Source organism: Streptomyces sp. B15, assembly GCF_018070605.1.
In the GTDB taxonomy this organism is placed as follows: domain Bacteria; phylum Actinomycetota; class Actinomycetes; order Streptomycetales; family Streptomycetaceae; genus Streptomyces; species Streptomyces smyrnaeus.
Genome location: NZ_JAGPXJ010000042.1, coordinates 1 through 22,225 on the forward strand (window position 1 = coordinate 1; position 22,225 = coordinate 22,225).

At 72.2% G+C, this 22,225-nt stretch carries 21 protein-coding genes; 10 read left to right on the plus strand and 11 right to left on the minus strand.

What is annotated here, in order from left to right; all coding sequences use genetic code 11:
- Positions 1 to 455, plus strand: a 455-nt coding sequence (locus tag KBY19_RS19550) for an aromatic amino acid lyase (protein WP_210966314.1), incomplete at its 5' end; no start/stop codon positions are given.
- 25 nt (positions 456 to 480) lie between these two features.
- Here the strand turns inward: KBY19_RS19550 and KBY19_RS19555 are convergent.
- The gene (locus KBY19_RS19555; RefSeq protein ID WP_099879600.1) at positions 481 to 1,800 is read right to left on the minus strand and encodes a cation:proton antiporter; all 1,320 of its coding nucleotides are present in this window, start codon (positions 1,798 to 1,800) and stop codon (positions 481 to 483) included.
- Positions 1,801 to 1,931: 131 nt separating this feature from the next.
- Positions 1,932 to 2,462 (minus strand): hypothetical protein, encoded by a 531-nt coding sequence (locus tag KBY19_RS19560; protein WP_099879598.1) that lies wholly within the window; start codon positions 2,460 to 2,462, stop codon positions 1,932 to 1,934.
- 118 nt (positions 2,463 to 2,580) lie between these two features.
- On the opposite strand from KBY19_RS19560, the gene KBY19_RS19565 reads away from it, so the two are divergent.
- Together KBY19_RS19565 and KBY19_RS19570 are read left to right on the plus strand one after the other, a co-directional pair.
- The gene (locus tag KBY19_RS19565; protein ID WP_099879596.1) at positions 2,581 to 3,072 is read left to right on the plus strand and encodes a MarR family winged helix-turn-helix transcriptional regulator; all 492 of its coding nucleotides are present in this window, start codon (positions 2,581 to 2,583) and stop codon (positions 3,070 to 3,072) included.
- Between the two features lie 201 nt (positions 3,073 to 3,273).
- Complete coding sequence (locus KBY19_RS19570; RefSeq protein ID WP_185016548.1) at positions 3,274 to 4,434, plus strand: CDP-alcohol phosphatidyltransferase family protein; 1,161 nt, start codon at positions 3,274 to 3,276, stop codon at positions 4,432 to 4,434.
- A 76-nt stretch (positions 4,435 to 4,510) separates the two neighbouring features.
- Here the strand turns inward: KBY19_RS19570 and KBY19_RS19575 are convergent, their stop codons facing one another.
- Together KBY19_RS19575 and KBY19_RS19580 are read right to left on the minus strand one after the other, a co-directional pair.
- A complete protein-coding gene (locus KBY19_RS19575; RefSeq protein WP_185016547.1) occupies positions 4,511 to 5,536 on the minus strand; it encodes a methyltransferase in 1,026 nt (341 codons plus the stop codon).
- A gap of 15 nt (positions 5,537 to 5,551) precedes the next feature.
- On the minus strand, positions 5,552 to 7,192 hold the full coding sequence (locus KBY19_RS19580; RefSeq protein ID WP_210966315.1) for an FAD-dependent monooxygenase: 1,641 nt from the start codon (positions 7,190 to 7,192) through the stop codon (positions 5,552 to 5,554).
- A 221-nt stretch (positions 7,193 to 7,413) separates the two neighbouring features.
- Here KBY19_RS19580 and KBY19_RS19585 point away from each other — a divergent pair, with 221 nt between their 5' ends.
- The 5 genes from KBY19_RS19585 to KBY19_RS19605 all read left to right on the plus strand — a co-directional run bounded on the left by KBY19_RS19585 (position 7,414) and on the right by KBY19_RS19605 (position 12,673).
- Positions 7,414 to 8,430, plus strand: a complete 1,017-nt coding sequence (locus KBY19_RS19585) for a methyltransferase (RefSeq protein WP_099879588.1) — start codon at positions 7,414 to 7,416, stop codon at positions 8,428 to 8,430.
- A 32-nt stretch (positions 8,431 to 8,462) separates the two neighbouring features.
- Positions 8,463 to 10,082, plus strand: coding sequence for an FAD-dependent monooxygenase (locus KBY19_RS19590; protein WP_210966316.1), 1,620 nt, complete (start codon positions 8,463 to 8,465; stop codon positions 10,080 to 10,082).
- 116 nt (positions 10,083 to 10,198) lie between these two features.
- The gene (locus KBY19_RS19595) at positions 10,199 to 10,978 is read left to right on the plus strand and encodes a hypothetical protein (protein ID WP_210966317.1); all 780 of its coding nucleotides are present in this window, start codon (positions 10,199 to 10,201) and stop codon (positions 10,976 to 10,978) included.
- A gap of 45 nt (positions 10,979 to 11,023) precedes the next feature.
- Entirely contained in the window at positions 11,024 to 11,449 is a 426-nt protein-coding gene (locus KBY19_RS19600) for a hypothetical protein (protein ID WP_099879582.1), read from the plus strand.
- 33 nt (positions 11,450 to 11,482) lie between these two features.
- Positions 11,483 to 12,673 carry a glutathionylspermidine synthase family protein gene (locus KBY19_RS19605; protein ID WP_099879580.1) on the plus strand — a complete coding sequence of 397 codons (1,191 nt, stop codon included), beginning with the start codon at positions 11,483 to 11,485 and terminating at the stop codon, positions 12,671 to 12,673.
- A gap of 115 nt (positions 12,674 to 12,788) precedes the next feature.
- Here KBY19_RS19605 and KBY19_RS19610 read toward each other — a convergent pair whose 3' ends face one another.
- The 7 genes from KBY19_RS19610 to KBY19_RS19640 all read right to left on the minus strand — a co-directional run bounded on the left by KBY19_RS19610 (position 12,789) and on the right by KBY19_RS19640 (position 20,310).
- Entirely contained in the window at positions 12,789 to 12,986 is a 198-nt protein-coding gene (locus KBY19_RS19610; protein WP_099879578.1) for a ferredoxin, read from the minus strand.
- Position 12,987: 1 nt separating this feature from the next.
- Entirely contained in the window at positions 12,988 to 14,187 is a 1,200-nt protein-coding gene (locus KBY19_RS19615; protein ID WP_180289598.1) for a cytochrome P450, read from the minus strand.
- A 73-nt stretch (positions 14,188 to 14,260) separates the two neighbouring features.
- Complete coding sequence (locus KBY19_RS19620; protein ID WP_210966318.1) at positions 14,261 to 14,935, minus strand: TenA family protein; 675 nt, start codon at positions 14,933 to 14,935, stop codon at positions 14,261 to 14,263.
- Positions 14,936 to 14,969: 34 nt separating this feature from the next.
- A complete protein-coding gene (asnB, locus tag KBY19_RS19625; RefSeq protein ID WP_185016542.1) occupies positions 14,970 to 16,826 on the minus strand; it encodes an asparagine synthase (glutamine-hydrolyzing) in 1,857 nt (618 codons plus the stop codon).
- Positions 16,814 to 18,016, minus strand: a complete 1,203-nt coding sequence (locus KBY19_RS19630) for a nucleotide disphospho-sugar-binding domain-containing protein (RefSeq protein WP_210966319.1) — start codon at positions 18,014 to 18,016, stop codon at positions 16,814 to 16,816. The genes asnB and KBY19_RS19630 overlap by 13 nt, the downstream gene beginning before the upstream one ends.
- Before the next feature lie 123 nt (positions 18,017 to 18,139).
- Positions 18,140 to 19,780, minus strand: coding sequence for a multicopper oxidase family protein (locus tag KBY19_RS19635; protein WP_210966320.1), 1,641 nt, complete (start codon positions 19,778 to 19,780; stop codon positions 18,140 to 18,142).
- A complete protein-coding gene (locus KBY19_RS19640; protein ID WP_210966321.1) occupies positions 19,777 to 20,310 on the minus strand; it encodes a hypothetical protein in 534 nt (177 codons plus the stop codon). Before KBY19_RS19640 ends, KBY19_RS19635 begins: the two co-directional genes overlap by 4 nt.
- A 172-nt stretch (positions 20,311 to 20,482) precedes the next feature.
- On the opposite strand from KBY19_RS19640, the gene KBY19_RS19645 reads away from it, so the two are divergent.
- The gene (locus tag KBY19_RS19645; protein ID WP_185016538.1) at positions 20,483 to 21,751 is read left to right on the plus strand and encodes an NAD(P)-binding domain-containing protein; all 1,269 of its coding nucleotides are present in this window, start codon (positions 20,483 to 20,485) and stop codon (positions 21,749 to 21,751) included.
- Positions 21,748 to 22,200 carry an SCP2 sterol-binding domain-containing protein gene (locus tag KBY19_RS19650; RefSeq protein WP_099879563.1) on the plus strand — a complete coding sequence of 151 codons (453 nt, stop codon included), beginning with the start codon at positions 21,748 to 21,750 and terminating at the stop codon, positions 22,198 to 22,200. Before KBY19_RS19645 ends, KBY19_RS19650 begins: the two co-directional genes overlap by 4 nt.
- Positions 22,201 to 22,225 lie beyond the last annotated feature (25 nt).

Consider the following 22,225-nt stretch of genomic DNA (forward strand, 5'->3'; position numbering starts at 1 on the left):
TCGCCGAGCTCTCCGCCGCTCGCCTCGGCGACCTGGTGGAGCCCGAACTCACCGGGCTGACGCCCTTCCTCTCGGCGGGCCCGCCCGGCAGCTCCGGCATCATGATCCTCGAGTACGTGGCCCACGACGCCCTCAGCCGGCTGCGCCACGCGGCCGCTCCCGTCACCCTCGGCACCGCGGTCATCTCCCGCGGCCTCGAAGACCACGCCAGCTTCTCCACCCAGGCCGCCCGCAGCACCTCGGCGGCCATCGGCGCCTACCGCACCGTACTGGCCTGCGAACTCCTGGGCGCCGTGCGCGCCTTGCGGATGGGCTCGGTCGAACTGCCCGCGGCGCCCGTCGCGGAAGCCTTCCGCACCGCCGCGGAAGCCCTCCCGATGATCGCCGAGGACCATACGCTGACCGAGGAGATCGCCCGCGCCGAGAGCACGCTTCCCGAATGCGCTGGGCTGTGAGACCGACGGCCCACCGCGCCGCGCCTCAGCCCGCGCGGGAGGGGGTGCCCGTGGCGGGGGTGGTCCTGGGGTGCTCCCCGGGGAAGTCGAAGTCCCCCAGTGCCTGAGCGCCGCCGCGGCGGCGGCCCAGCAGATGGAGGAGGGGGCCGGCCATGGCGGTGGTGACCAGCGCCATGACGACCATCAGGCCGTACAGGTCGGGGCCGATGACGTCCAGTTGCAGCCCTACGGTGAGGATGACCAGCTCCGTCAGCCCGCGGGTGTTCATCAGCGCGGCCAGCACCCCGCTCTGCACGCGCGGCACCCGGTTGAGCCGGGCGCCCAGATACGCGCCGGCGAACTTTCCGGTGATGGCGGTCAGCAGGATCAGTACGAGCTCGCCCATGCCGCGGGTGCCGATGCCGGAGAGGTCGACCTGGAGCCCGGCGACGACGAAGAAGGACGGCAGCAGCAACAGCCGGGTCACATACTCCAGCCGGTCGGTGATCTGGTGCCGCAGCTGCCGGGAGGCGTCCCGTGGCATCACGGCACCGAACAGGAAGGCGCCGAAGACGAAATGGGCGCCCATCCACGCGGTGGCCAGGCAGGAGAGCAGCAGCCCGCCCAGTACGACGATCAGCTGGTCCGCGGTGACGTGCTCGCGCATCCACCCCTGCCAGCCGGCCCGCGGTCCGGACCCGCGCCGACCCTCGAACAGCCGCCGCAGCCAGGGCCGTACGACCAGCAGCATCGCCGCGAGGTAGACCGGAGCCAGCAGCAGCCGCCATTGGCCACCGCCGCCCGCGACGGCGGCGACGACGGCCAGCAGCGACCAGGCGAGGATGTCGTCGAGCGCCGCGCCGGCCAGGGCGATGCCGCCGATCCGGGTGCGTCCGAGTCCGCTGTCGGCCAGGATGCGGGCCAGTACCGGGAACGCGGTGACCGCCATGGCGGCGCCCAGGAAGAGGACGAAGGCGGCCCGGCTTCCGGTGGCGTGGCGTTCGGCGAGGTGGAGGGCGAGCAGCCCGCCGAGGCTCAGCGGCACCAGCACGGAGCACAGTGAGACGCTGACCGCGACGCGTTCCCTGCCCCGGAGCCGGGCGAGGTCCAGCTCGTAGCCGACGACGAACATGAACAGCACCAGGCCCAGCTCGGCCAGCGCGCCGAGCATGGGCCGGATGTCGGTGGGGAACAGGTGCCGGGCCAGGGCGCCGTCGAAGAGGGTGGGGCCGACGAGCACTCCCGCGAGCAGTTCCCCCACCACGGGCGGCTGTCCGATTCTGCGGGCCGCGGCGCCCAGCAGCCGGCTGAGCGCCAGGATCGCGGCGAGTCCGATGAAGAACGACTGGGCCTGCTCCGGAGTCATGAGTGCGCCCCCTGCGCGGTACCGAGCGGTGCGGCCGGTCGTCCGGCCGACCGGCTGTCACGCCGTGACCAGGCAGCATCCGGCGCCGGACGATGAGGCTAAGGGGGCGCGCTCGACGGCGCTTGGAGGTTTCAGCGGGACCGGCTCGCGGCCGCCTCGTGGTGCCGCCCGGCTTCAGGGCGGGGGTGGAGCTCGCCGGGGTCGGGCAGTACCGGCCAGGTGCCGTCGCGGTGTGCGGTGCGGCAGTCGTCGATGAACTCGCGGGAGAACATCGCGCTGAGGGTCGCGACGCCGCCGCGGGCGACGCGGATCTCGCTGCGCTGGAGGGTGCCGGTCAGCCGGACGACGCGGCCGTGGTGCGGCACATGCCGCTCGCGGTCCTTGATCTTGCAGCGTCCGACCAGCCGCAGCTCGCTCTCGTCGAGGACGGCGTCCTGGGGGAGCAGGAGCTTGAGCATGCTCCGCTCGCTCAGCAGCCGCAGTTCGATCTCGCCGTCGGGCAGTTGCGCCGAGCGCAGGTCGAGGTGGACGGCCGAGCGCCGGGTGCGTACCTCGACGGTGCGGGACCGTGTCCAGTGGCCCAGCCGTTTCACACTGGTGTAGAAGGCTTCGACCCGCTCGGTGTGGAGGTCCGGCGTGTGCTCGGTGTGCTGGTTGCTCATCGCAGTGTTCCTTCCTGGAACCCGGGCAACAACCCGATGGTGGAAGTACCTTGGAAACCGGCTATCTTGGCAATCAAGCTAACCGGTCGGTCTTTATTTTGAGAGTCGAGATACTTGTATGTCAAGTGAACAGGTTTCTCCGCCGCAGGAGTCGAAGGAGACCGAGCTGCGCCGACAGCTCGGTGAGCAGATCCGCGCGCTGCAGAGCGCGACCGAGGCCGTGGACGCCGCCACCGCCGACCGGCTCGGTATCAACCGCACCGACCTGCACTGCCTGGACGTCCTCACCCAGCGCGAGAGCGCGACCCCCAGCCAGCTGGGGACCGCCCTCGGGCTGACGACGGGCAGCGTCACGGCGATGCTCGACCGCCTGGCCCGGCTCGGCTACCTCACCCGCGAACCGGACCCGGACGACCGCCGCAAGTCCGTCGTCCGCGCCACCGCCGCGATCCGGCGCGGTGCCGACGACCTCTACGGGCCCCTCGCGGAGGAGGGTGCGGCGCTCCTGGAGCGCTACTCGCTGCCCGAACTGGAGCTCCTTCTGGACTTCGCCCGGCGCAGCCGCGAGATCCAGGAGCGGCAGGTGCGCAGGCTGCGGGACGCGGAGTGAGCTGAGCCGGCACCCGGGGGCGAGCCGACCGCCCCCGGGGCCGGGTGCAGGGGAGGGGGAGGGGGTACGAGACCGCTACCGACCGCTTGTCGAACCAAGACCGTTACCCGGCCAAGAAGGTTGCACAGCCAAGAGGTTGTACTTTGCATGAACGCACTCTTGACTTCACATGAACATTCTGTGGATCCAAGGAAGTAGAGCATGCGCTCAGACATACCGCCCCTGTCCGAAGTGCGTCGCATCACGCAGAAGAAGCGCGACGCATGGTGGACGGTGTTGCTCGTGGACCCGGTCGCCACCCCGCTGGTCCGGCTCACGGCACGCACCCGCATCACTCCCAACCAGATCACCTGGGGCGCCCTGCTGCTGGGACTGGGCTCGGCAGCCTGCTTCGCCATGGGCGACTGGCGCTGGCTCGTGGCCGGAGCCGTCGTCTACCACCTGAGCTTCATCCTGGACTGCATGGACGGGAAGACCGCCCGGCTCACCGGCACCGGCTCCGTCTTCGGCGCCTGGCTGGACTACATCTTCGACCGCGTCCGCGTCATGTTCTGCGCCGTGGCGCTGATGGCCGGGCAGTACCAGCGCACCGAGGACATCCGGTACGTCTGGCTCGCGGCGGCGGTCATCTTCCTGGACGGCCTGCGCTACATCAACTCGCTGGAGATCTTCAAGACCCGGCACACGATGCGCAAGCAGATCAAGGGCAGGATCCGGGCGGCCCGCCGGGCGGAGAACCAGGTCGAGCTCGCCTTCATGGAGGACCTGCTGCGCGACAACCCCGAGGCCGACGTCGAGCAGGATCTGCGCAGGGCGCACGGGGAGACGGTCGGTACGGTCTCGGAACCGCACGCGGTGCCGAGTACGGCGCCGGCGACGGGAACGGTGCAGGCAGCCGCCGGAGGCGTCGCCGGGCCCGGCACTTACGCGGCCTCCGACCGCGCGGAGCCGGCCGAGGAACAGCTGAGCGAGCAGGTCGGCGAGCAGGACCGGGAAACGGCGCGGTCCCGGCGACCGGTCATCGACCTGCACCAGGAGTTCCGGCACCGCTTCCCGTGGTACCTGCGGATGCGCTCCTTCCTGCTGCGGCACCGCATACGCACGCATCTGATCAGCGGTATCGAGTTCCAGATGGGGGTGTTCATCGTCGGCCCGCTGCTCGACCAGGTGCTGGCCGTCACGCTCGTCTCCGGGGTGCTGCTCCTGGTCTTCGAGCTCGCCATCGTCTACAAACTGCTGCTGTCCACCCGGGACTTCGCCAGGACCATCGACGCCTTCGACCGGGAGGCGCCCGCCGTCGAGACGCTGCCCCACGTCACCGAGGCCCCCCAGGGCGAAGCCAGCCCGGCGGTGGTGGCCTGAGAACGGCCCGCCCTCCCCTTACCCGTCACCGGGGAGGGAGGGCGGGACAGCGGAGTATGCGCGGTCGAGGCGGCGATCACGCCCTCTTGTGTGCGATCACAAGGGTGACGTCATGCCCGAGGGAGCGGTGCTCGACCGAGTCGAACCCCGCCTCGCGCATCCACGCCGCGCACTGCGCCAGCGTGTACCCCTTGCCGTGCGGGGTCATCAGCTGGAGGTTGAGGCTGCGCAACAGGTTGCGCAGATAGCTCTCCTCCTCCGGCACGATCACCGGGTCCCACACCAGGAAGGCGCCACCGGGCCGCACTCCGGCGAAGGCGTTCTTGACCAACTGGGCGCGCTGGTCGTCGTTCCAGTCGACCAGCGCGTGCCCCAGCATCAGCACATCGGCCTCGGGCAGCGGCCCCGCGAAGAAGTCGCCGCCCACGAAGCCGAGCTTGCCGGCCATTCCCAACGTCGCCATATGGGCTGCGAAGTCGCCCTCCAGCTGCGGCAGGTCGAAGACCCGTGCGTCCAGGTGCGGATGGGCCGCCACCAGGCCGGCCAGCACGTTGCCGCGGCAGCCGCCCAACTCCAGCACGGAGCCGTACGACGGCCAGTCGAAGACCTCCGTCAGCGCCGGGATGAGCGGGCGACTGGCGTCCTCCGCCATACCGACCAGCCCGTCCTTGTGCTCCTCGCTGTCGTAGAGCTGGTCGAACATGTCCTCACCGGAATACGTCGCCGCCTGCGGCTCGCCGGTGCGCAGGCCGTCGGCCAGCCGCTCCCACGCCGGGTACATCACCTGGTCGGCGAGGTGCAGGAAACCGCTGAGCGAGGCCGGGTCGCCGGGCACCAGCAGCTGGTCGGCCACCCGGGCGTTGGCCCAGGTGCCGTCCCGCCGGCGCTCCAGGAAGCCGAGTTCGGCCAGCGCCGCCAGGAAGTGGTCGCAGCCGCGCGGATGCAGGCCCAGCCGCTGCCGCAGCCGCTCCTCGGGCAGCGGGCCCTGGGCAAGCGTGCCGAAGAGGCCGAGCCGTACCCCGGCCAGCACCAGCTTCGCCGGCTGGAACGCCATGGCCTGGCCGAGCACCTGACCGGCGCGGGCCGTCATATCGTCACCCACGAAGCCACCTCCCGGTCACGAGCCGGCCTTCGCGCCGTCGGCGGCCGAGGCGCGTGCCACCACGTCGTCGAGCACCGCGTCCGGGTCCGTGACGGCCGAGGCGTCGCCCTCGGAGCGCCAGGAGACGAAAGCGTCGGGCCGCACCAGCACGGCGCCGCCCGCGCCCACCCCGTACGCCGCCGCCCAGTCCCGGTCCGCGGGCCGCAACTCCTCGTCCGGGCCCACGGCGTGGGTGCGCAGCGGCACCCCCAGCCGCTCGGCGGCCTTGACCGCCGCCTTCGCCCAGGCGCCGCCGGCGGGGCCGTGCAGCAGGACGAAGTCGTCCCAGAACAGGTCGACGGTGGAGATCCGCTCCTCGCCCCCGGCGCCCGTGCGGGTCAGCCACACGTGCGGGGCGCGGGTGCCCGGCTCGCCGGTCAGCTCCAGATCGGGAGTGAGGACCTTGGAGCCCTCGGCGCCGATGATGGACGAGGACCGGTAGCGGTAGCCGAGCGTGATGATCACATCGTCGACGAAGTTTTGCCGGTCCTGCTCGGTGGCGTAGCCGTGCCGGATGCGGTTGCGCACCAGCGCCTGCTCGGACATGGCGGTGCCCAGCGGGCGGCGCTCCGCGTCATAGGTGTCCAGCAGCGCCTCGGTGCCCCAGCCGGCCCGTACGGCGGCCAGCTTCCAGGACAGGTTGTGCGCGTCATGGATGCCGGTGTTGGCGCCGAAGCCGCCCGCCGGCGGGTGCACATGCGCGGCGTCACCCGCGAGGAAGACCCGGCCGACCCGGAAGGTCTCGGAGACCAACTGGGCGCCCTGCCACGGCACCTTGTCCATGATCTCGACGTCGATGTCCTTGCCCGCCGCACGGCGGACGATCTCCACACACCGCTCGTCGGTGTAGTCCTCGGGCCTCTCGCCCTTCTCCGGGTAGTAGATGGGCGCCGCCAGCCACGGGTCGCAGCCGTGCAGCCGGGAAAGCCCCATCAGGGAGCCGCCCGCCGAGGCGTAGCACAGGATGAACTTGCGGTCCTTGAGCAGCGTCTCCAGTTCGGGCGCGCGGAAGTAGATGCTCAGCGCGTTGAAGACGGTGCCGCGGCCGACCCGTTCGACACCCAGTGCCTGCCGGATGCGGCTGCCCGCGCCGTCGGCGCCCACCAGGTAGTCGGCGCGAATGGTCAGCCGGTTGCCCGTGGCGGCCTCCTCGGCGACGGCGGTCACGCCCTCGTCGTCCGCCTCGAAGGAGAGCAGCTTGGTGTTGAACCGCACATCGGCGCCGTACTCACGGGCCTTGGCGACCAGCACCTTCTCGTAGCGGTCCTGGCCGCAGCCCATGACCCGCTCCGGGCTGACGGTCGGGCCGTCCAGCGAGGGGGACTCCAGCAGCTCGGCGTTGTCTATGTCGGAGAAGGTGTCGACCTTGATGATCCCGCCCTCGAAATAGGCGTGCGAGTTGCCCTTCTCCAGCGCGCGGATGTCCTTCCCGAGCCCCGCGGCGCGGAACAGCTCCATCGTGCGGGCCTGCAGGCCGGGGGCGCGGGGAAGCATGGAGGTGCTGTCCCGCTTCTCCAGCAGCATCGTGCGGACGCCACGCCGGCCGCTGAACAGCGCGGTGGAGAGTCCGACGGGACCACCGCCGACGATCAGCACCGGGATCTTCACGTCATACATGCATGTCCCCTCTGAACGGCTGGGCTTGGCCGATTTCGGCACCCCTGATGAGTAGCCACGGCCCCTAGAGGGCCGCTGGAGATACGGCGGGGAGCGAACGGGGCGCGGCACGCCATGGGCGGGCCCCCACCGCCGTTCGAGGGGCGCTCAACTTCCCGGTGTGACCCTCCCGGGGCGGCCCTGGCGCCAGGCCATGTGCCGTTTCGGAAGGAGTCCTGCGCATGACGCACACCAGCCTGGATGTCAGCACCCCGGCCGGAATCATCCGGCTGAGCAACGCGTTCTGCGACGCGAAGGCGCTGCTGACCGCCGTCGAACTGGGCCTGTTCACCGCCCTCGCCGAGAAGGGCCCCGCCACCCCGGAGGAGATCCGCAAGGAGCTGGGTCTGCACGGCCGCGGGCTGAGCGACTGGCTCAACCTGCTGGCGGCGCTGGGTCTGCTCACCCGCGAGGAGGGCGGCAGGTTCGGCAACGCGGAGGGCGCCGGCACCTATCTGGTGCGCGGCAGCCACACCTACGTGGGCGGCTTCCTGGAGCGCTCCAACCGCAATCTCTACCCCGCCTGGGGCAAGCTCTCCGAGGCGCTGCGCACCGGCGAGCAGCAGTCCGGCAGCGACTTCGAGGAGGTCACCAGGAACCCGCACATCCTGCGGCAGTTCGTCGGCATGATGGACGCCCTCACCCATGTGGTCGGGCCGGAGCTGGTGGGCAAGTTCGACTGGAGCGGACACAGCTCCGTGCTGGACATCGGCGGCGCCCGCGGCAACCTGTGCTCCATCATCGTCAAGGCACAGCCGCATCTGCAGGGCCACGTCTTCGACCTGCCGCCCATGGAGCCGCTGTTCGACGAGAAGGTCGCCGAGTACGGGCTGACCGGCAAGGTCACCTTCCACGGCGGCAGCTTCTTCACCGACCCGCTGCCCAGCGCCGACGTCGTCACCCTCGGGCATGTGCTGCACGACTGGGACGAGAAGCAGCGCGGCGAGCTGGTCGCCAAGGCGTACCAGTCCGTCAACCCGGGCGGCGCCCTGCTGATCTACGACCGGATGCTGGACGACGAGCCCGACCACGTCGAGAACCTCGTGATCAGCCTCGACATGCTGCTGGTCACCGACGGCGGCTCCGAGTACCCGGTCTCCGAGGCCGTCGCGCACGCCGAGCGCGCCGGGTTCGCCTCCACCGAGGTGCTGCCGCTGAGCGACTACGACACCCTCGTGATCTGCCGCAAGGCCGGCTGAGCGCGCCGCCCGAGGAGAGGAGTCCGTACCCCATGAGCGACACCCAGCAGGCCCCGCAGCAGGTTCCGGTACTGGTCGTGGGAGGCGCGGTGACAGGACTGTCCACCGCGGTGTTCCTCGGCTGGCACGGCATCCGCTCGCTCGTCGTCGAACGCCACCCCGACACACTGAGCCACCCGCGCTCGCGCGGCGTCAACCCGCGCACGGTCGAGCTGTACCGGCAGGTCGGACTGGAGGGCCCCATCTGGTCCGAGGCGAGCCTGGCCACCGACTTCAGCAAGCTGCTGATGATCCGCGCCGAGACACTGGCGGGTCCGGAGATGTTCAGCGGCCCCACCGACCAGCCCGACCCCACCGGCGGCGTCAGCCCCTGCGAGTGGGCACCCATCGACCAGGACCGGCTCGAACACCTGCTGCGCGGCCGGGCCACCGAACTCGGCGCCGAGCTGGCCTTCGGCACCGAGCTGGTCTCCTTCACCCAGGACGACCACGGGGTCACCGCCGTTCTCAGGGACACCGCGACCGGTCAGGAGCGCACCGTGCGCGCGGCGTACCTCGTCGCGGCCGACGGCAGCCGCAGCCCCATCCGTCAGGAACTGGGCATCGTCGCGGACGGACCCGGCGAGTTCGCCACCACCCTCTCGGTGCTCTTCGAGGCGGACCTGAGCCAGGCGGCACGGGGCCGGGACGTCGGCGTCTGCTACCTGGACAAGCCCGCGCCCTCCACCATCCTGTTCGCGCACGACGGCAAACAGCGGTGGATCTTCGCCACCGCCATGCCCGAGGGCGAGACGCTGGAGACCGTCACCGAGGAGCAGGCGATCGGCCTCGTCCGTGCCGCCATCGGCCAGCGGGATCTGGAGGTGCGCATCGTCCCCCAACTGCCCGCCGGCGGCGCCAAGTGGCTGAGCTTCATCATCGGCGCCCAGGTCGCCCGCGACTACCGCAGAGGGCGGGTCTTCCTGGTCGGTGACGCGGCCCATCTGGTGCCGCCCACCGGCGGGTTCGGCGCCAGCCTCGGCATCCAGGACGCCAACAACCTCGCCTGGAAGCTGGCCGCCGTCCTCGACGGCGAGTCGGGACCCGAACTGCTGGACACCTACCAGGCGGAGCGCCACCCGGTCGCCTGGATGACGCTCCAGCAGGCCCTGGGCATGATGCAGGAGCGCACCGGTCCCGACGGCGACGGCGAAGGGGAGGGCCCCGACCCCGCGGAGGCGTACAGCACCACGGTCTTCGGCTACCGCTACGGCGACGGTCCGCCGGTTCCCCCGCACGGCCTGCGCGGTGAGCCCGGCACCCGGGCCCCGCACATCGAGCTCGACCGTGCCGGGGAGCGGATCTCCTCCCTCGACCTGTACGGCCGGGCGCCGGTACTCCTGACCGCCGAGGGCGGTCAGCCGTGGGTCGACGCGGCCACTGCCGTGGCCGCCGACACCGGTGTGCGGGTGGACGCCCACCGGGTGGGCGGTCCCGGCGCCATACTGACGGCCCCCGGTGGCCGCTCGGTTGCCGAGTCGCACGGCATCGCGGACGACGGCGCCGTGCTCGTGCGGCCGGACGGATTCGTCGCCTGGCGCTCCGAAGGGGCTGCCGCCGACCCGAAGGCGGCGCTGCGGGAGGCGGTGCGCGCCCTGTATCCGCGTACCTGACCGGTCCGGGGCCGCCCCGGCCGGCCCCGGACCGCTTCGGACAGGGCCCGGCAGCGTGCGAGGCTGCCGGGCCCGTTCGCGTGCGCGCGGCTGCGCTGCGGGCCAAGATGATCCCCATGGATGTGGCCGAGCTCGTTCTCAGGTACGTCGAGGCCGTGATCTGGCCGCTGGTGACACTTACGGTGGCCTGGTGCCTGCGCGCGTATCTGCGGGAGGCCTTCGCCCGTATGACGCGGATCGAAACCCCCGCCGGAGCCATCGAGTTCGAGACGGAGGCACGGCAGCTGCGCCAGCGGGCCGAGGAGTTGCGGCAGCAGCCCGCCGCGCCCCGAGAGCCGGCGCCCAGCCCCTGGAGTGTCCCGCAGCAGCCGCAACCCGGCGCCGGTCCGTATGCCGCGCCCCCGGCCAGGGACCGGCCCCAACCGGGTCCGCGCCCCCAAGGGCCGTCGCCCTCGCCCGCACCGCCGTCCCCCGCGCCTGCCCCCCGTCCGGCGCCCGCCGGGGATCCGGCGCCCTCCCGACCGCTGCCCCCGCCTTCGCAGCGGACGGCGGCGGACCCGCGTCGGACGGCCTTCCACGAGGCGTGGGAGACCGTCGAGGCCTCGCCCACGGCGGCGTTGGTGACGGCCTGGGCGACGACGGCCGGGATGCTGGCCGCTGTCCTGCCGCCGATCGTCCCCCGCCCCGGCGAGGAGGCACCGGCCGCGGCGGACCGCGCGCTGCGCAGCCGGCTGCAGCTGGGCGGGGCCCCGGCGGGGCTGGTCGCCGTCTTCGACGGACTGCACCGCCTGCGCGATGCGGCGGTGCAAGACCGCGCCCTCGTCACCCCCGAGGCGGCCCGGCACTACATCACCGGCTGCGAACGCCTGATCGAGGAGGTCGTCGACACCCACTAGGGTGTGCGCGGCAGTTGAATCTCCGTTGTGCACAGGGGGCACCGCATGACCGTCACGCCGAAGCCGCGCAGCACCGACAGCGACGCCGGACAGGGCCGCCGGCGCAAGTTGCGCTCCTCGACCGTCGTACTCGGCAGCATGGGCGCCCTCGCGGTGGCGCTGTCCGGGTACTCCTCGGAGCCGGACCGGCGGTGCGTGGACCCCGACAGCTACGACGCGGTGCGCGGCTACCGCGTCCTGCCCCCGAGCCAGTGCGAGACCGGCGGCGCCGGCGCTTCGGCCAGGACCGCGGCCTTTCCCGCCGCCGGGGGCGCCGAGGGGCGGGAGGACGTCTGGTACTACGGCGGCCGGGAGGCGAAGGGCCGCGCGAAGGGCGGTACGTTCATCCACGCCGCGGCCGTCGAACGGGCCGGCTTCGGATGCGACGACGATGACGACGGCAGCAGCGGTGGCGGCGGGTACGGCGGCTGAGACGGGCGCGGCTCAGGAGAGGAGACGCCCCGAGTGGAACGCCACACCCTCGCTCCGCGCCCCGGCTGGCAGGAGACCGTCGAGGAGCAGGGCTGCATCTATCCGCTGACGCGGTACCCCGACGGCTCGCTGCGCCCCTACTGGGACGAGAGCGCCTACTACGCCTTCACCCTGCCCGAGGTCGAGGCCCTCGAGGAGGTCGTGGAGGAGCTGCACGAGATGTGTCTGCGGGCCGCCGCGCACATCGTGGAGCAGGGCCGGTTCGCCGAACTGGGCATCACCGACCCGGCCCTGATGGCCCGGGTCGCCGAGAGCTGGCGGCGGCGCGACGAACTGCCCAGCCTCTACGGCAGGTTCGATCTGCGCTACGACGGCAGCGGTGAGCCGGCGAAGCTGCTGGAGTACAACGCGGACACCCCCACCTCGCTGGTCGAGGCGGCCTCTCCGCAGTGGTTCTGGATGGAGGAGCGCTTTCCCGGCGCCGACCAGTGGAACTCGCTGCACGAGCGGCTGGTCGACACGTGGAAGAAGCAGGCGGCGCTGCTGCCGCCGGGCGCACCCGTGCACTTCGCCCACTCGGCGCGCGACGAACTGGGCGAGGACCTGATGACCGTCGCCTACCTCCAGGAGACGGCCGAGCAGGCGGGCCTGGAGACCGTCGCGATACCGGTGGAGGAGATCGGCTGGGACCGGCTGTCGGGCCGGTTCGTCGACCAGCGGCTGAAGTTCATCCGCGCCTGCTTCAAGCTCTACCCGTGGGAGTGGCTGGCCTCCGACAGGTTCGGCCCGCATGTGCTGGAGACCCTCGACAACGGGGGCGGCACCGGCACCACGCTGTGGATCGAGCCGGCCTGGAAGATGCTGCTGTCCAACAAGGCGCTGCTGGCCATCCTGTGGGAGCTGTTCCCCGGCCACCCCAATCTGCTGCCCGCCTATCTGGACGGGCCGCGCGAGCTGGCGGCCACCACCGGATGGGCGGCCAAGCCGCTGCTGGGCCGCGAGGGCGCCGGGGTCACCCTGCACCAGCCCGGGACCGAGCCGTCGGTACGGGGCGAGCCGTGCTGCTACCAGGCCCTGTGCCCGCTGCCGGACTTCGACGGCAACCGCACGGTGCTCGGCACCTGGGTCGTCGACGGTGAGGCGGCGGGGCTGGGCATCCGCGAGTCGGCGGGGCCGGTCACGGACGAGTACGCGCGGTTCCTGCCGCACGTCATCCGCCAGTAGACCGGCGGACGGCAGTGGGCCGCCGGTTGCCGGGACACCGCCGGACGGCAAGGACAACGGTGTGCGGACCGGTCCCGGCTCGCGGGGAGGCGGGTGGCGGGGCCGGTCCGCAGGGTCATTCCTCCGTCACCCGGATGGACTTCGTCGGACAGCCCCGGGCCGCCCGGCGGACCTCCTCGTGGAGCTCCCCGTCAGGGGTCTCGTCGAGGACCACGACCAGTCCGTCCTCGTCCTGGTCGAAGACGCCGGGCAGCCGGTAGACACACAGGCTGCTGACCGCACAGGTCTCGGAGTTCGCGGTCACACGGAGCATGTCACCACTCCACAGGAATCTCGGTGAAGCCCTCCATGAACCCGCCCAGCGCCCGCGGCAGCTCCTCGGCGGGGGCCGCCAGCCGGATGTCGGGGAAGCGGCGCAGCAGCGACTCCGTGGCCACCTGGAGCTCCATCCGGGCCAGTGCGGCGCCCACGCAGTAGTGGATGCCGGCCCCGAACGTCATGTGGTGGTTCTCCTGGCGGCGGATGTCCAGCTCGAAGGGGTTGTCGAAGACCTCGGGGTCCATGTTGGCCCCTTCCTCCGACAGCAGCACGCTGGTGCCCTTCTTGATGACCGAGCCGTCCGAGAGGGGGATGTCCTCCACGGCGTAGCGCATGGTGCCGACCGAGGAGCCCATGATCTGGGTGCGCAGCAGCTCCTCCACCGTGGAGGGCACCAGCGACCAGTCCGCCTGGATCTGCCGCACCAGCTCCGGGTGGTGCAGCAGCACGGCGGTGCCGGTGCCGATCTGACTGGCGGTGGTCACATAGCCGGCGATGAGCAGCCCCTGGCACCAGAAGTGCAGCTCGTGGTCGTTGAGCCGGTTGTCCTCCTCGTCGCGGACCCGGATCAGCTCGCTGACCAGGTCGTCACCGGGAGCGGCCCGCTTGGCGTCGATCAGGTCGCCCAGGTACTTCCACAGGTTCTGGCGGCACTGCCCGACCTCCTCGGGCGGCAGCTTGGTCACGGACAGGAAGCCGTCCACATAGGCGCGGAACTGGTCGCGGTCCTCCGCCGGTACGCCCAGCAGCTTGCAGATCACCTTGATCGGCAGCGGGAAGGCCAGCGCCTCGTTGAGCTCCACCGGCTGCGGACCGGCGGCCATCTCGTCCAGCAGCTCGTCGGCGACCTGCTGCACATACGGCCGCAGGGCCTCGATCCGGCGGGCGGTGAACGCCTTGGTCACCAGCGAGCGCACCTGGGTGTGCTTGGGCGGGTCCGGGTCGATCTCCGGGTCCATGAACAGGTCGTTGTCCTTGGAGATGCGCGCGCAGTCGGGGCGTGCGATGTTCCGGGACAGACGCTTGTCGGCGAACAGGGCGCGCACGTCCTTGTAGCGGGTCACGAGCGTCGCCACGTCCCCGCTCGGCAGCGTCACCTCCATCGCGGAGCTGCTGTGCACATGCCGCAGCGCTTCGGGCACCTGCATGGGCGGGGTCCAGGCGAACGGATACCTGGGCGGGGTCTGAGTGCTCACGGTTGTCCCTTCGGGTTGCGGTGATCGGATACGGGAGGGGGGCAGGGGCGTACGGGCACGACGGACGCGCCGGTCACACGGGCCATTCGGGGCGCTCCCACGCGGACTCGGCGAACGCCCACTCGTGGCGGATACCGGTGCGGAAGTGCGCGACCAGCCGGTCGCGTTCGGCCGGAGAGGCCGTCTCGCCGAGTTCGTCGGCCAGCCCCATGAAGGCCCGCACCGCATAGCCGTAGCCCGGACCCGGGTGGTACGCCTCGATCCACTTCGCGTAGCGGGAGCCGGCCGTGTGGCGCTCCAGCAGATCGTCGGAGACCTGGAAGTTGAACCACACCATCGGCAGCAGCGCCCCGACGCCCGCGGTGAAGGACGCCGCGCTGGAGGCGTTGAAGAACGCGCAGTGCGCGTGGGTGACCGGGCCGACCGACGGTGTTCCGTGCCCCGGCCCGGGCAGCCCGAGACCGTCCGCCAGCTCCGCGTACTTCTCGCGCAGCCGGTCGCGGGCCTCCAGCGTGCCGGTGATCGAGCGGCCCAGCAGCGCCGTGTGCGCGTCCTGCTCGGCGGCCGCCGCCGTGCGGGCCAGCGCCCGTGCGTAGGCGGGCAGCAGATGCCCGGTGTCCTGCTCCACGAAGTACGTCAGTGACTCGCCCGGCAGGGAGCCGTCCCGAAGCCCCGACCAGAACGGGTGGGCCCGCACCTTCTCCAGCACCGGCGCGGCCAGCTCCTTCAGCTGATCGCTCAACAGCATCGATCTCGCCCCTCTTCCCTCGCTCCGTCGGCTCTCACAGGTCCAGCCGCACCCGGTAGTGGCGCAGCCACGCGTCGAGCTGGAGCACCATCTCGACGTTGCGCCGCTCGCCCCACCCGTCCACCGCGATCGGCCTGTCCTCGGCGGCCAGTTCGGCGCACGCCGGTCCGTCCAGCAGCGGCCTCACGGGGCTCGCCGGATCGGCGACGACCGCGTTGAAGCGCCGCCGCAGCACCTGCCCGTAGTGCGGGTCCTGGGTGATCGGGAAGGGGCTCTTGCGGCGCTGGGTGACCGACTCGGGGAGCAGGTCGGCGACGGCGGAGCGCAGCACGCTCTTCTCCCGGCCGTCGGCGGTCTTCATCGCCCAGGGAATGTTGTAGACGTACTCCACCAGCCGGTGGTCGCAGTACGGCACCCGCAACTCCAGGCCCACGGCCATGCTCAGCCGGTCGTCGCGGGCCAGCAGCAGCGGCAGCCAGCGCGTCAGATGGGCGTGGCCGACCCGCCGCATCACCCGCTCGGTCTCCGACTCCCCGGGTACGTCGGGTACCTCGGCGACGGTCTCGGACCAGCGCTGCGCCGAGTAGCCCGGCACGTCGATCTTGCGCAGCAGGCCCGGGTCGAGCAGCCCTGTGCTCATCCCGTGCGGTGCGACCCGCAGGCCCATCGTCACCCAGGGGAAGTTGGCGGTGTCCACCAGCGTGGGATCGCGGAAGGACTGGTAGCCGCCGAAGAGTTCGTCGGCGACCTCACCCATCAGCGCCACCGTCGAGCGCTGCCGTACCGCGCGCAGCAGCAGATACAGCGAACGGTCCATGTCGGGGATGGGCCGGGGCAGATCCTGGGCGCGCAGCGCCGCCGCGTCCACCACATGGTCGGCCAGATCGGCGGTACGCAGCACGACGGGCTCGTGGTCGGTGCCCACGTGCCGGGCGACCTCGGCGGCGTAGGGCGCGTCAGGGTCCTCGTGCCAGAAGTCCTTGCGGAACCGTTCGGTGTGCCCCTCGAAGTCGACCGCGAAGGTGCGCGGCCGCCCGGAACCCGAGCGGGCCGCGAAGGCGGCCAGCGCACTGGAGTCGACACCGCCCGACAGCAGCGTGCACAGCGGCACATCGGCCACCAGATGATCGCTGACCGACTCCTGGAGCAGCCCGCGCACCGTCTCCACGGTGCGCTCCAGCGGATCCGGGTGCGCGTGGTTGGGCAGCGACCAGTAGCGCGACTCGCGCAGCACGGCACCGCCGGCGCCCTCCCGCAGGAGCGCGGTGTGCCCGGCGGGCAGCTCGCGGATGCCGCGGTAGACGGCGTGCCCCGGTGTCGCGATGTAGGCCAGCAGCTCGGCGAGCCCCTCCGCGTCCACCACGCACTCCAGCGACGGGTGCGCCAGCAGCGCCTTGGGCTCGGAGCCGAAGAGCAGCCCCTGCGCCGTTCGCGCGTAGTACAGCGGCTTGATGCCCAGCCGGTCGCGGGCCAGCAGCAGCTGCCGGCTGCGCGGATCCCACACGGCGAAGGCGAACATGCCCTCCAGCCGCCGGGCGCACTCGGGCCCCCACTCCAGATAGGCCCGCAGCACCACCTCGGTGTCACCGGCGGTACGGAAACGGTGCCCCCGTGCCGTCAACTCGGCCCGCACCTCGCGGTAGTTGTAGACCTCGCCGTTGTGCACCAGGACGGCGAGGGTGCGCCCGTCGTGCTCGGCGGTCATCGGCTGGGTGGAGTCGTCGACGTCGATGACGGCGAGCCTGCGGTGCCCCAGCGCGGCGTCCGCGTCGGTCCACACCGCCTCGTCGTCGGGGCCCCGGTTGGCGAGGGTGCCGGCCATGGCCCGGACGGTGCTGCCCTCCTCGCTCATCTCCCGCGCGAAGTCGATCCAGCCCGCTATGCCGCACATGCGACCACCCGCTTCTCCAGTTCACCGACGACCGCGGCGGGCGCGGGCTGCTCCAGCATCCCGTCGCGCAGCGTCCGCGCCGCCTCGCGCCGCCCGGCGCCCTGTGTGCGGTCCAGCAGCCCGGCCGCCTCCTCACGAAGCCGTTCGGCGTCGGCCTCGTCCCTGGTGAGCACCTCACCGGCGCCGGCCGCCAGCACCCGCGCCGCGTGCCCGGCATGATCGGGCAACTGGGGTACGAGCAGCATCGGCAGACCCGCGCGCAGCGAGGTGAGCACGGTGCCCGCACCGCCGTGCGCGACCACCAGGCCGGCGCCGCCCAGCAGCGTGTGCAGCGGTGCGTCGACCACCACCCGGACCCTGTCGCCGTCGGGCACCCGGCCCAGCAGCGGGCGCTGCGCCGCGGTGACGGCCAGCACCAGCTCCGTGTCCGGCAGCGTGGCCAGCGCCCGCGCGGTGTGCCCGGCCAGGAACAGCGCGGGGTCCAGCCGCGCCATCGTGTGCCCCCAGGTGACGACGATCCTGCGGTGGCCGTCGCGCGGTGGGGCAAGCGGCGGATCGGGCGGGGTGCCGGGCCCGTTGAACGGCACGTACCGCATGGGCACCCGGGGGTGCTCCGCCGGGGCGGGGGCCTGGAATCCCGGCGGGCACGGGTCGATGGTGAAGTCCCCGAACGGGTGGTAGCCCTCCGGATCCACCCCCACCCGTTCGGCCAGCGGCGCCAGCGCCTGTGGCAGCAGGGCGCGGGCCCGCGCCATCAGATCGGCGCCGTACAGCAGCCGCACCGCCGGCACCCCGGCAGCGGCGGCGGCCAGCGGCCCCGCCAGCGCCGTCGGTTCGGAGACCACCACATCGGCGCCCCACTCGCGGGCCGTCCGCGTCACCCCGTCGACCATCGAGTCGGCGTGCGCGGTGAACATCCGCAGCGCCCGCGGCCCCTTGCCGCCGCGCGGTGCCCGCTGGTCGCCGGTCGGATCGTCCTGGCTCGGCAGCACATAGCCGCGCACCATGCCGACCCCGTCGACGTCCTTGCCGACGGCGGCGCCCGGCAGCCCCGTCCGCTCGATGAGGGGCAGCAGCTCCGGCTGGCTGACGACCAGCACCTCGTGGCCCGCGCTGCGGCAGGCCCACGCCAGTGGCACCAGTGCGTACAGATGTGAGGGCCAGGCCCAGGTGGTGAACAGTACCCGCATCGCAGCCCCAGCCCCTTCCGCCGCCAACATGACGAGGAAGACGGTGGCCGACCCGCCTAGGAGACGGGTCGGCCTTCGCTGGAGCCGGCTGTCACCACGGCCCGGGCCCTCGGTCGCAGGTGCTCACACCACGCGGAAGTCCGCCATCATCGCCATGTCCTCGTGCTCCAGGTTGTGGCAGTGGAACATGTACCGCCCCCGGTACCCGGAGAACCGTACGAGGACGTCCACCACCTCGTACGGCCGCACATCCACCGTGTCCTTCCATCCCGCGTCGGTGGCCGACGGCGACTTCCCGCCCCTGGCCAACACCTGGAAGTGCGCCAGGTGGAGGTGGACCGGATGGTGGAAGTCGCTGGTGAAGCGCCACCGTTCCACGGTGCCGAGCCGGGGCCTGGCGAGCGGCGCGCCGGGGTCGTACGGCTTGCCGTTGACGGTCCACATCCGCATCCCGTCGACCTGCTTGAGGCGGAAGTCGAACTGCCGCTCGGCCACCGCCTGCCCGGCCCGCAGCTTCCGCAGGTCGGCCAGCCGCCCGGGCACCTTCGGGGCGCCGTCCCGGCCGGCCTTCCGGGTCACCCGGAACCGCATCACATCCCGGGTGCCGCCACTGCCCAGCGTGTTGACGAGCCGCACCAGCGACCCCACGGGATACGCCCCGAAGTCGACGACGACATCGAACCGCTCGGCGGGCGAGACGGGCAGCGCCTCGTGCGAGCGGGGCGCGTCCAGCAGCCCGCTGTCGCTGCCGACCTGGACGAACGCGGCACCCTGGCGGGGGCCGGGATCGAGGGTGAGCCGGTAGCGGCGCGCGTTGGAGGCGTTGAGGACACGGAAGCGGTACCGCTCGGCGCTGACCTCCAGCTCCGGCCAGGGCGCCCCGTTGACCAGGACGACATCGCCCATCACCCCCTCCATGTACGCCTCGCGCACGCCGGGCTCCTTGGTCAGCGAGGGGTCGAGCGAGGGGTAGCGCAGCGAGCCGTCCTCCTCGAAGGCCCGGTCGCAGATCATCAGCGGAACGTCCCGGCTGCCCGCGGGCAGCGGCAGCCCGGTCTCCTCGTCGTCGTGTATCAGGAACATCCCGGCCAGCCCCCGCCACACCTGCGGAGCGCTGAAGTCCATCCGGTGATCGTGGTACCACAGCGTGGCCGCCGGCTGGTCGAGCGGATACACGTACTCCTTGTCGCCGCGCGAGACCGTCCACTCGGAGGGCTTCACCATGCTGTGCTTCCCGTGCCCGTGGCTCTTGCGCGGATCGGGGAAACCGGATGGCAGCACCAGATCGGTGGGGTGCCCGTCGAACTCCGGCTTCTGGACGCCGCCGTGCAGATGGGTGGAGGTCGGCAGCGCGAGCTTGTTGCGTACCCGCAGCCGCAGCTCACGACCCGACTCGCCGACGAAGGTGGGGCCGGGGAAGCGCCCGTCGTACCCCCACACCTCGGTCTTGAGGCCCGGCAGGATCTCCTGGCGCGCCGTGCGCTGCTCCACCTCGTGGACGGTCGCGCCGCCCCGCGTACGCACCGGCTCGGCCACCGGCGGCACCGGCAGCGGTACCTGGAAGGGCTCGGGCAGCTCGGCGCTGCTGCGCAGCAGTTCACCGGCGACCTCGTCACCGGGGCCCGGCGCACCGCATCCGGCGGTCCCGCCCAGCGCGGCGGCCGCTCCCGCGCCCGAGGCCAGCGCGAGGAAGCGCCGCCGGCCCGGGCCGCCGCGCATCGGGCCCGGCCCGCCGGCTTCCTCGGGTTCGCGCGGCGCGCTCATCCACGCCTCCCGCGTCCCGGCCGGTACCCGTAGGCCCAGTGGAGCAGGGCGGTGGAGGCGGCCACCATGAACACTCCGACCGGAATGTGCAGGTCCAGTTCGCGCGCGTACCCCCAGCCGTCCTGCATGACGACGGTGAAACTCAGCAGCACGGTGGCCCCGATCGGCCACAGCGGGCCGCGGCCCGGCCGCCACACCAGCACGGCCGCCAGCACCTGGAACCAGCTGGTGATGGAGATGACGAACGAATTGGTCTCGTGCAGCTTGAGCAGATCGACATCGCCGCTGATGAACATGCCGGCCAGCACCGGCTGGATCAGCAGGAGCAGGAAGAAGAGCGTCGCCACTGTCCGCAGCGCGACGACGGGCCAGCCGCGCACCATGGGCGAGGGCGCGGCAGCGGTGCCGTCCTCGCCGGTGGTCGCCGTGGTGGCGGCTGCGGTGGTGGCGGGCGGCGGGGCCTCTCCCGGGGCGGACCCGCGAGCAGCGTCCGGGGCGCCGGTGAGGCCCCCGTCGGGAATGTGTGCCATGGCGTGATCTCTCCGGGGTCGGGGTCTGCACCGAGCGTAGAAAGACGCCCTCGAGCAAGACTTGAGCCGCCTGCCCGCCGGTGCCCGCCGCCCGGTCCGGAGCGTGCCTCGATCGGATGTCGAGCGCGGACGGCGACCGTGGAGGGCGATCCCACGCATTGGAGGCCGCACCATGGAAGCTGACTCCCGGCCACCGTTCCGCGTCATGCTGCGGATGGAGGTCCACCCCGGCAGGCGGCAGGAGTTCGAGCGCACCTGGCGCCAGGTGGCCACCGGCATCGCGCGCGAGCCCGCCAACCGGGGCCAGAAACTGGTGCGTTCGGTCGACGACGAGCACGTCTACTACGTCTTCACCGACTGGGCCGACGAGCCCTCCTTCCGCGCGTTCGAGCTGAGCGAGGCCCACGTCGAGAACCGGCGCAGGCTGCAGCCTTTCCGGCGGGGCGGTGAGATGGTCGTCACCGAGACCGTCCACGACCTGCCACCGACGCCCGCGGCAGGCACCGGGACCGCGGCACAGGACGCGGCCGACCGGCCGAGCCCCGGGTCCGCCACCGGGGAACCGCTGGCCTTCGTCGGTCTGGGCAACATGGGCGGCGGCATGGCGCACCGGCTCCTGGCGGCGGGACGCACCCTGACCGTCCACAACCGCACGGCCGCCAAGGCGGCGCCGCTGGCCGAGGCGGGCGCCACGGTGGCCGCGAGTCCCGCCGAGGCCGCGAAGGGCCACGGCGTCGTGCTGCTCAGCCTGGCCGACGAGGCGGCCGTCGAAGAGGTGCTCTTCGGGCAGGTGGCCGAGGTGCTGGCGCCGGGCGCCGTGGTCGTCGACACCTCCACCGTCTCGCCCGCGTACGCGCGCGAGTGCGCGCAGCGGCTCGACCGGCTCGGGTTGCGCCGGGTGGAGGCGTGCGTGGTCGGCAACCCCTTCCAGGCCCGTGAGGGCAAGCTGCGCGTCTACACCAGCGGCGAGCAGAGCGACATCGCCCGGGTCGGCGACATCCTCGACACCCTCGGCGCGCAGGTCGTCCACCTCGGAGCACCCGGCACCGCCGCCACCCTCAAGCTCATCTTCAACCTGCTGCTCGGCGCGCAGGTGGCCTCCCTCGCCGAGGCGGTGGCCTACGGCGTCGCCGCCGGGCTGGACCGCGACCGGCTGCTGGCCTCCGTCGCCGAGAGCGGATTCAGCTCGGTGGTACTGCGCTTCCGCGCCGAACTGATGCGCAAGGCCAGCTACGAGCCCGCGTTCTTCCGCTCCACGCTGATGGAGAAGGATCTGCGCCTCGCCCTCGGCGACGCGGCGGTGGCCGGTGTGCCGCTGCCCGTCCTCGACTCCGTACGCGAGCGCTTCGCCGACGTCAACGCGGCCGGCGACGGCGACAAGGACGCCTCCGTACTGCTGGAGCACACGGTCCGCGACGGCGGCGCCAAGGCGGTGTCGTGACCGCGCGCGAGGCGATGTTCCACCAACTGCGCAACATCGCCCGCTCCAGCACGGCCGCCACCCCCTCGCCGCCGCCCGACGAGGTGGAGGCGCTGCTGGACCTGGTCTTCGAATGGTTCCGCGCCCGGTTCAGCCCCCGGCGCGCCGGGCGCGCTTCCGGCACCTTCCACTACGAGATCGACACCCCGCTCGGCGTACGGCACCGCTATGTCGTCGTGTGCCGGGGGACCTGCACCACTCCCGCCACGCTCGACGGCGCACCCGACGCCACCATCGGCGTGGCGCTGCCCGATCTGGTGGCACTGGCGGTGGGGGAGTTGAAGGGCACCGACGCGTTCGTGGGCGGCCGGCTGAAGGTCTCGGGCGACGCGTTCTTCGCCATGAACTGGATCGAGTGGTTCGGCGCCCGCAGCGGTCACCCGCCCGGCCCCGGCGCGGACCCGGCCTGACCCTCATCCGACCCCCACCCCCACC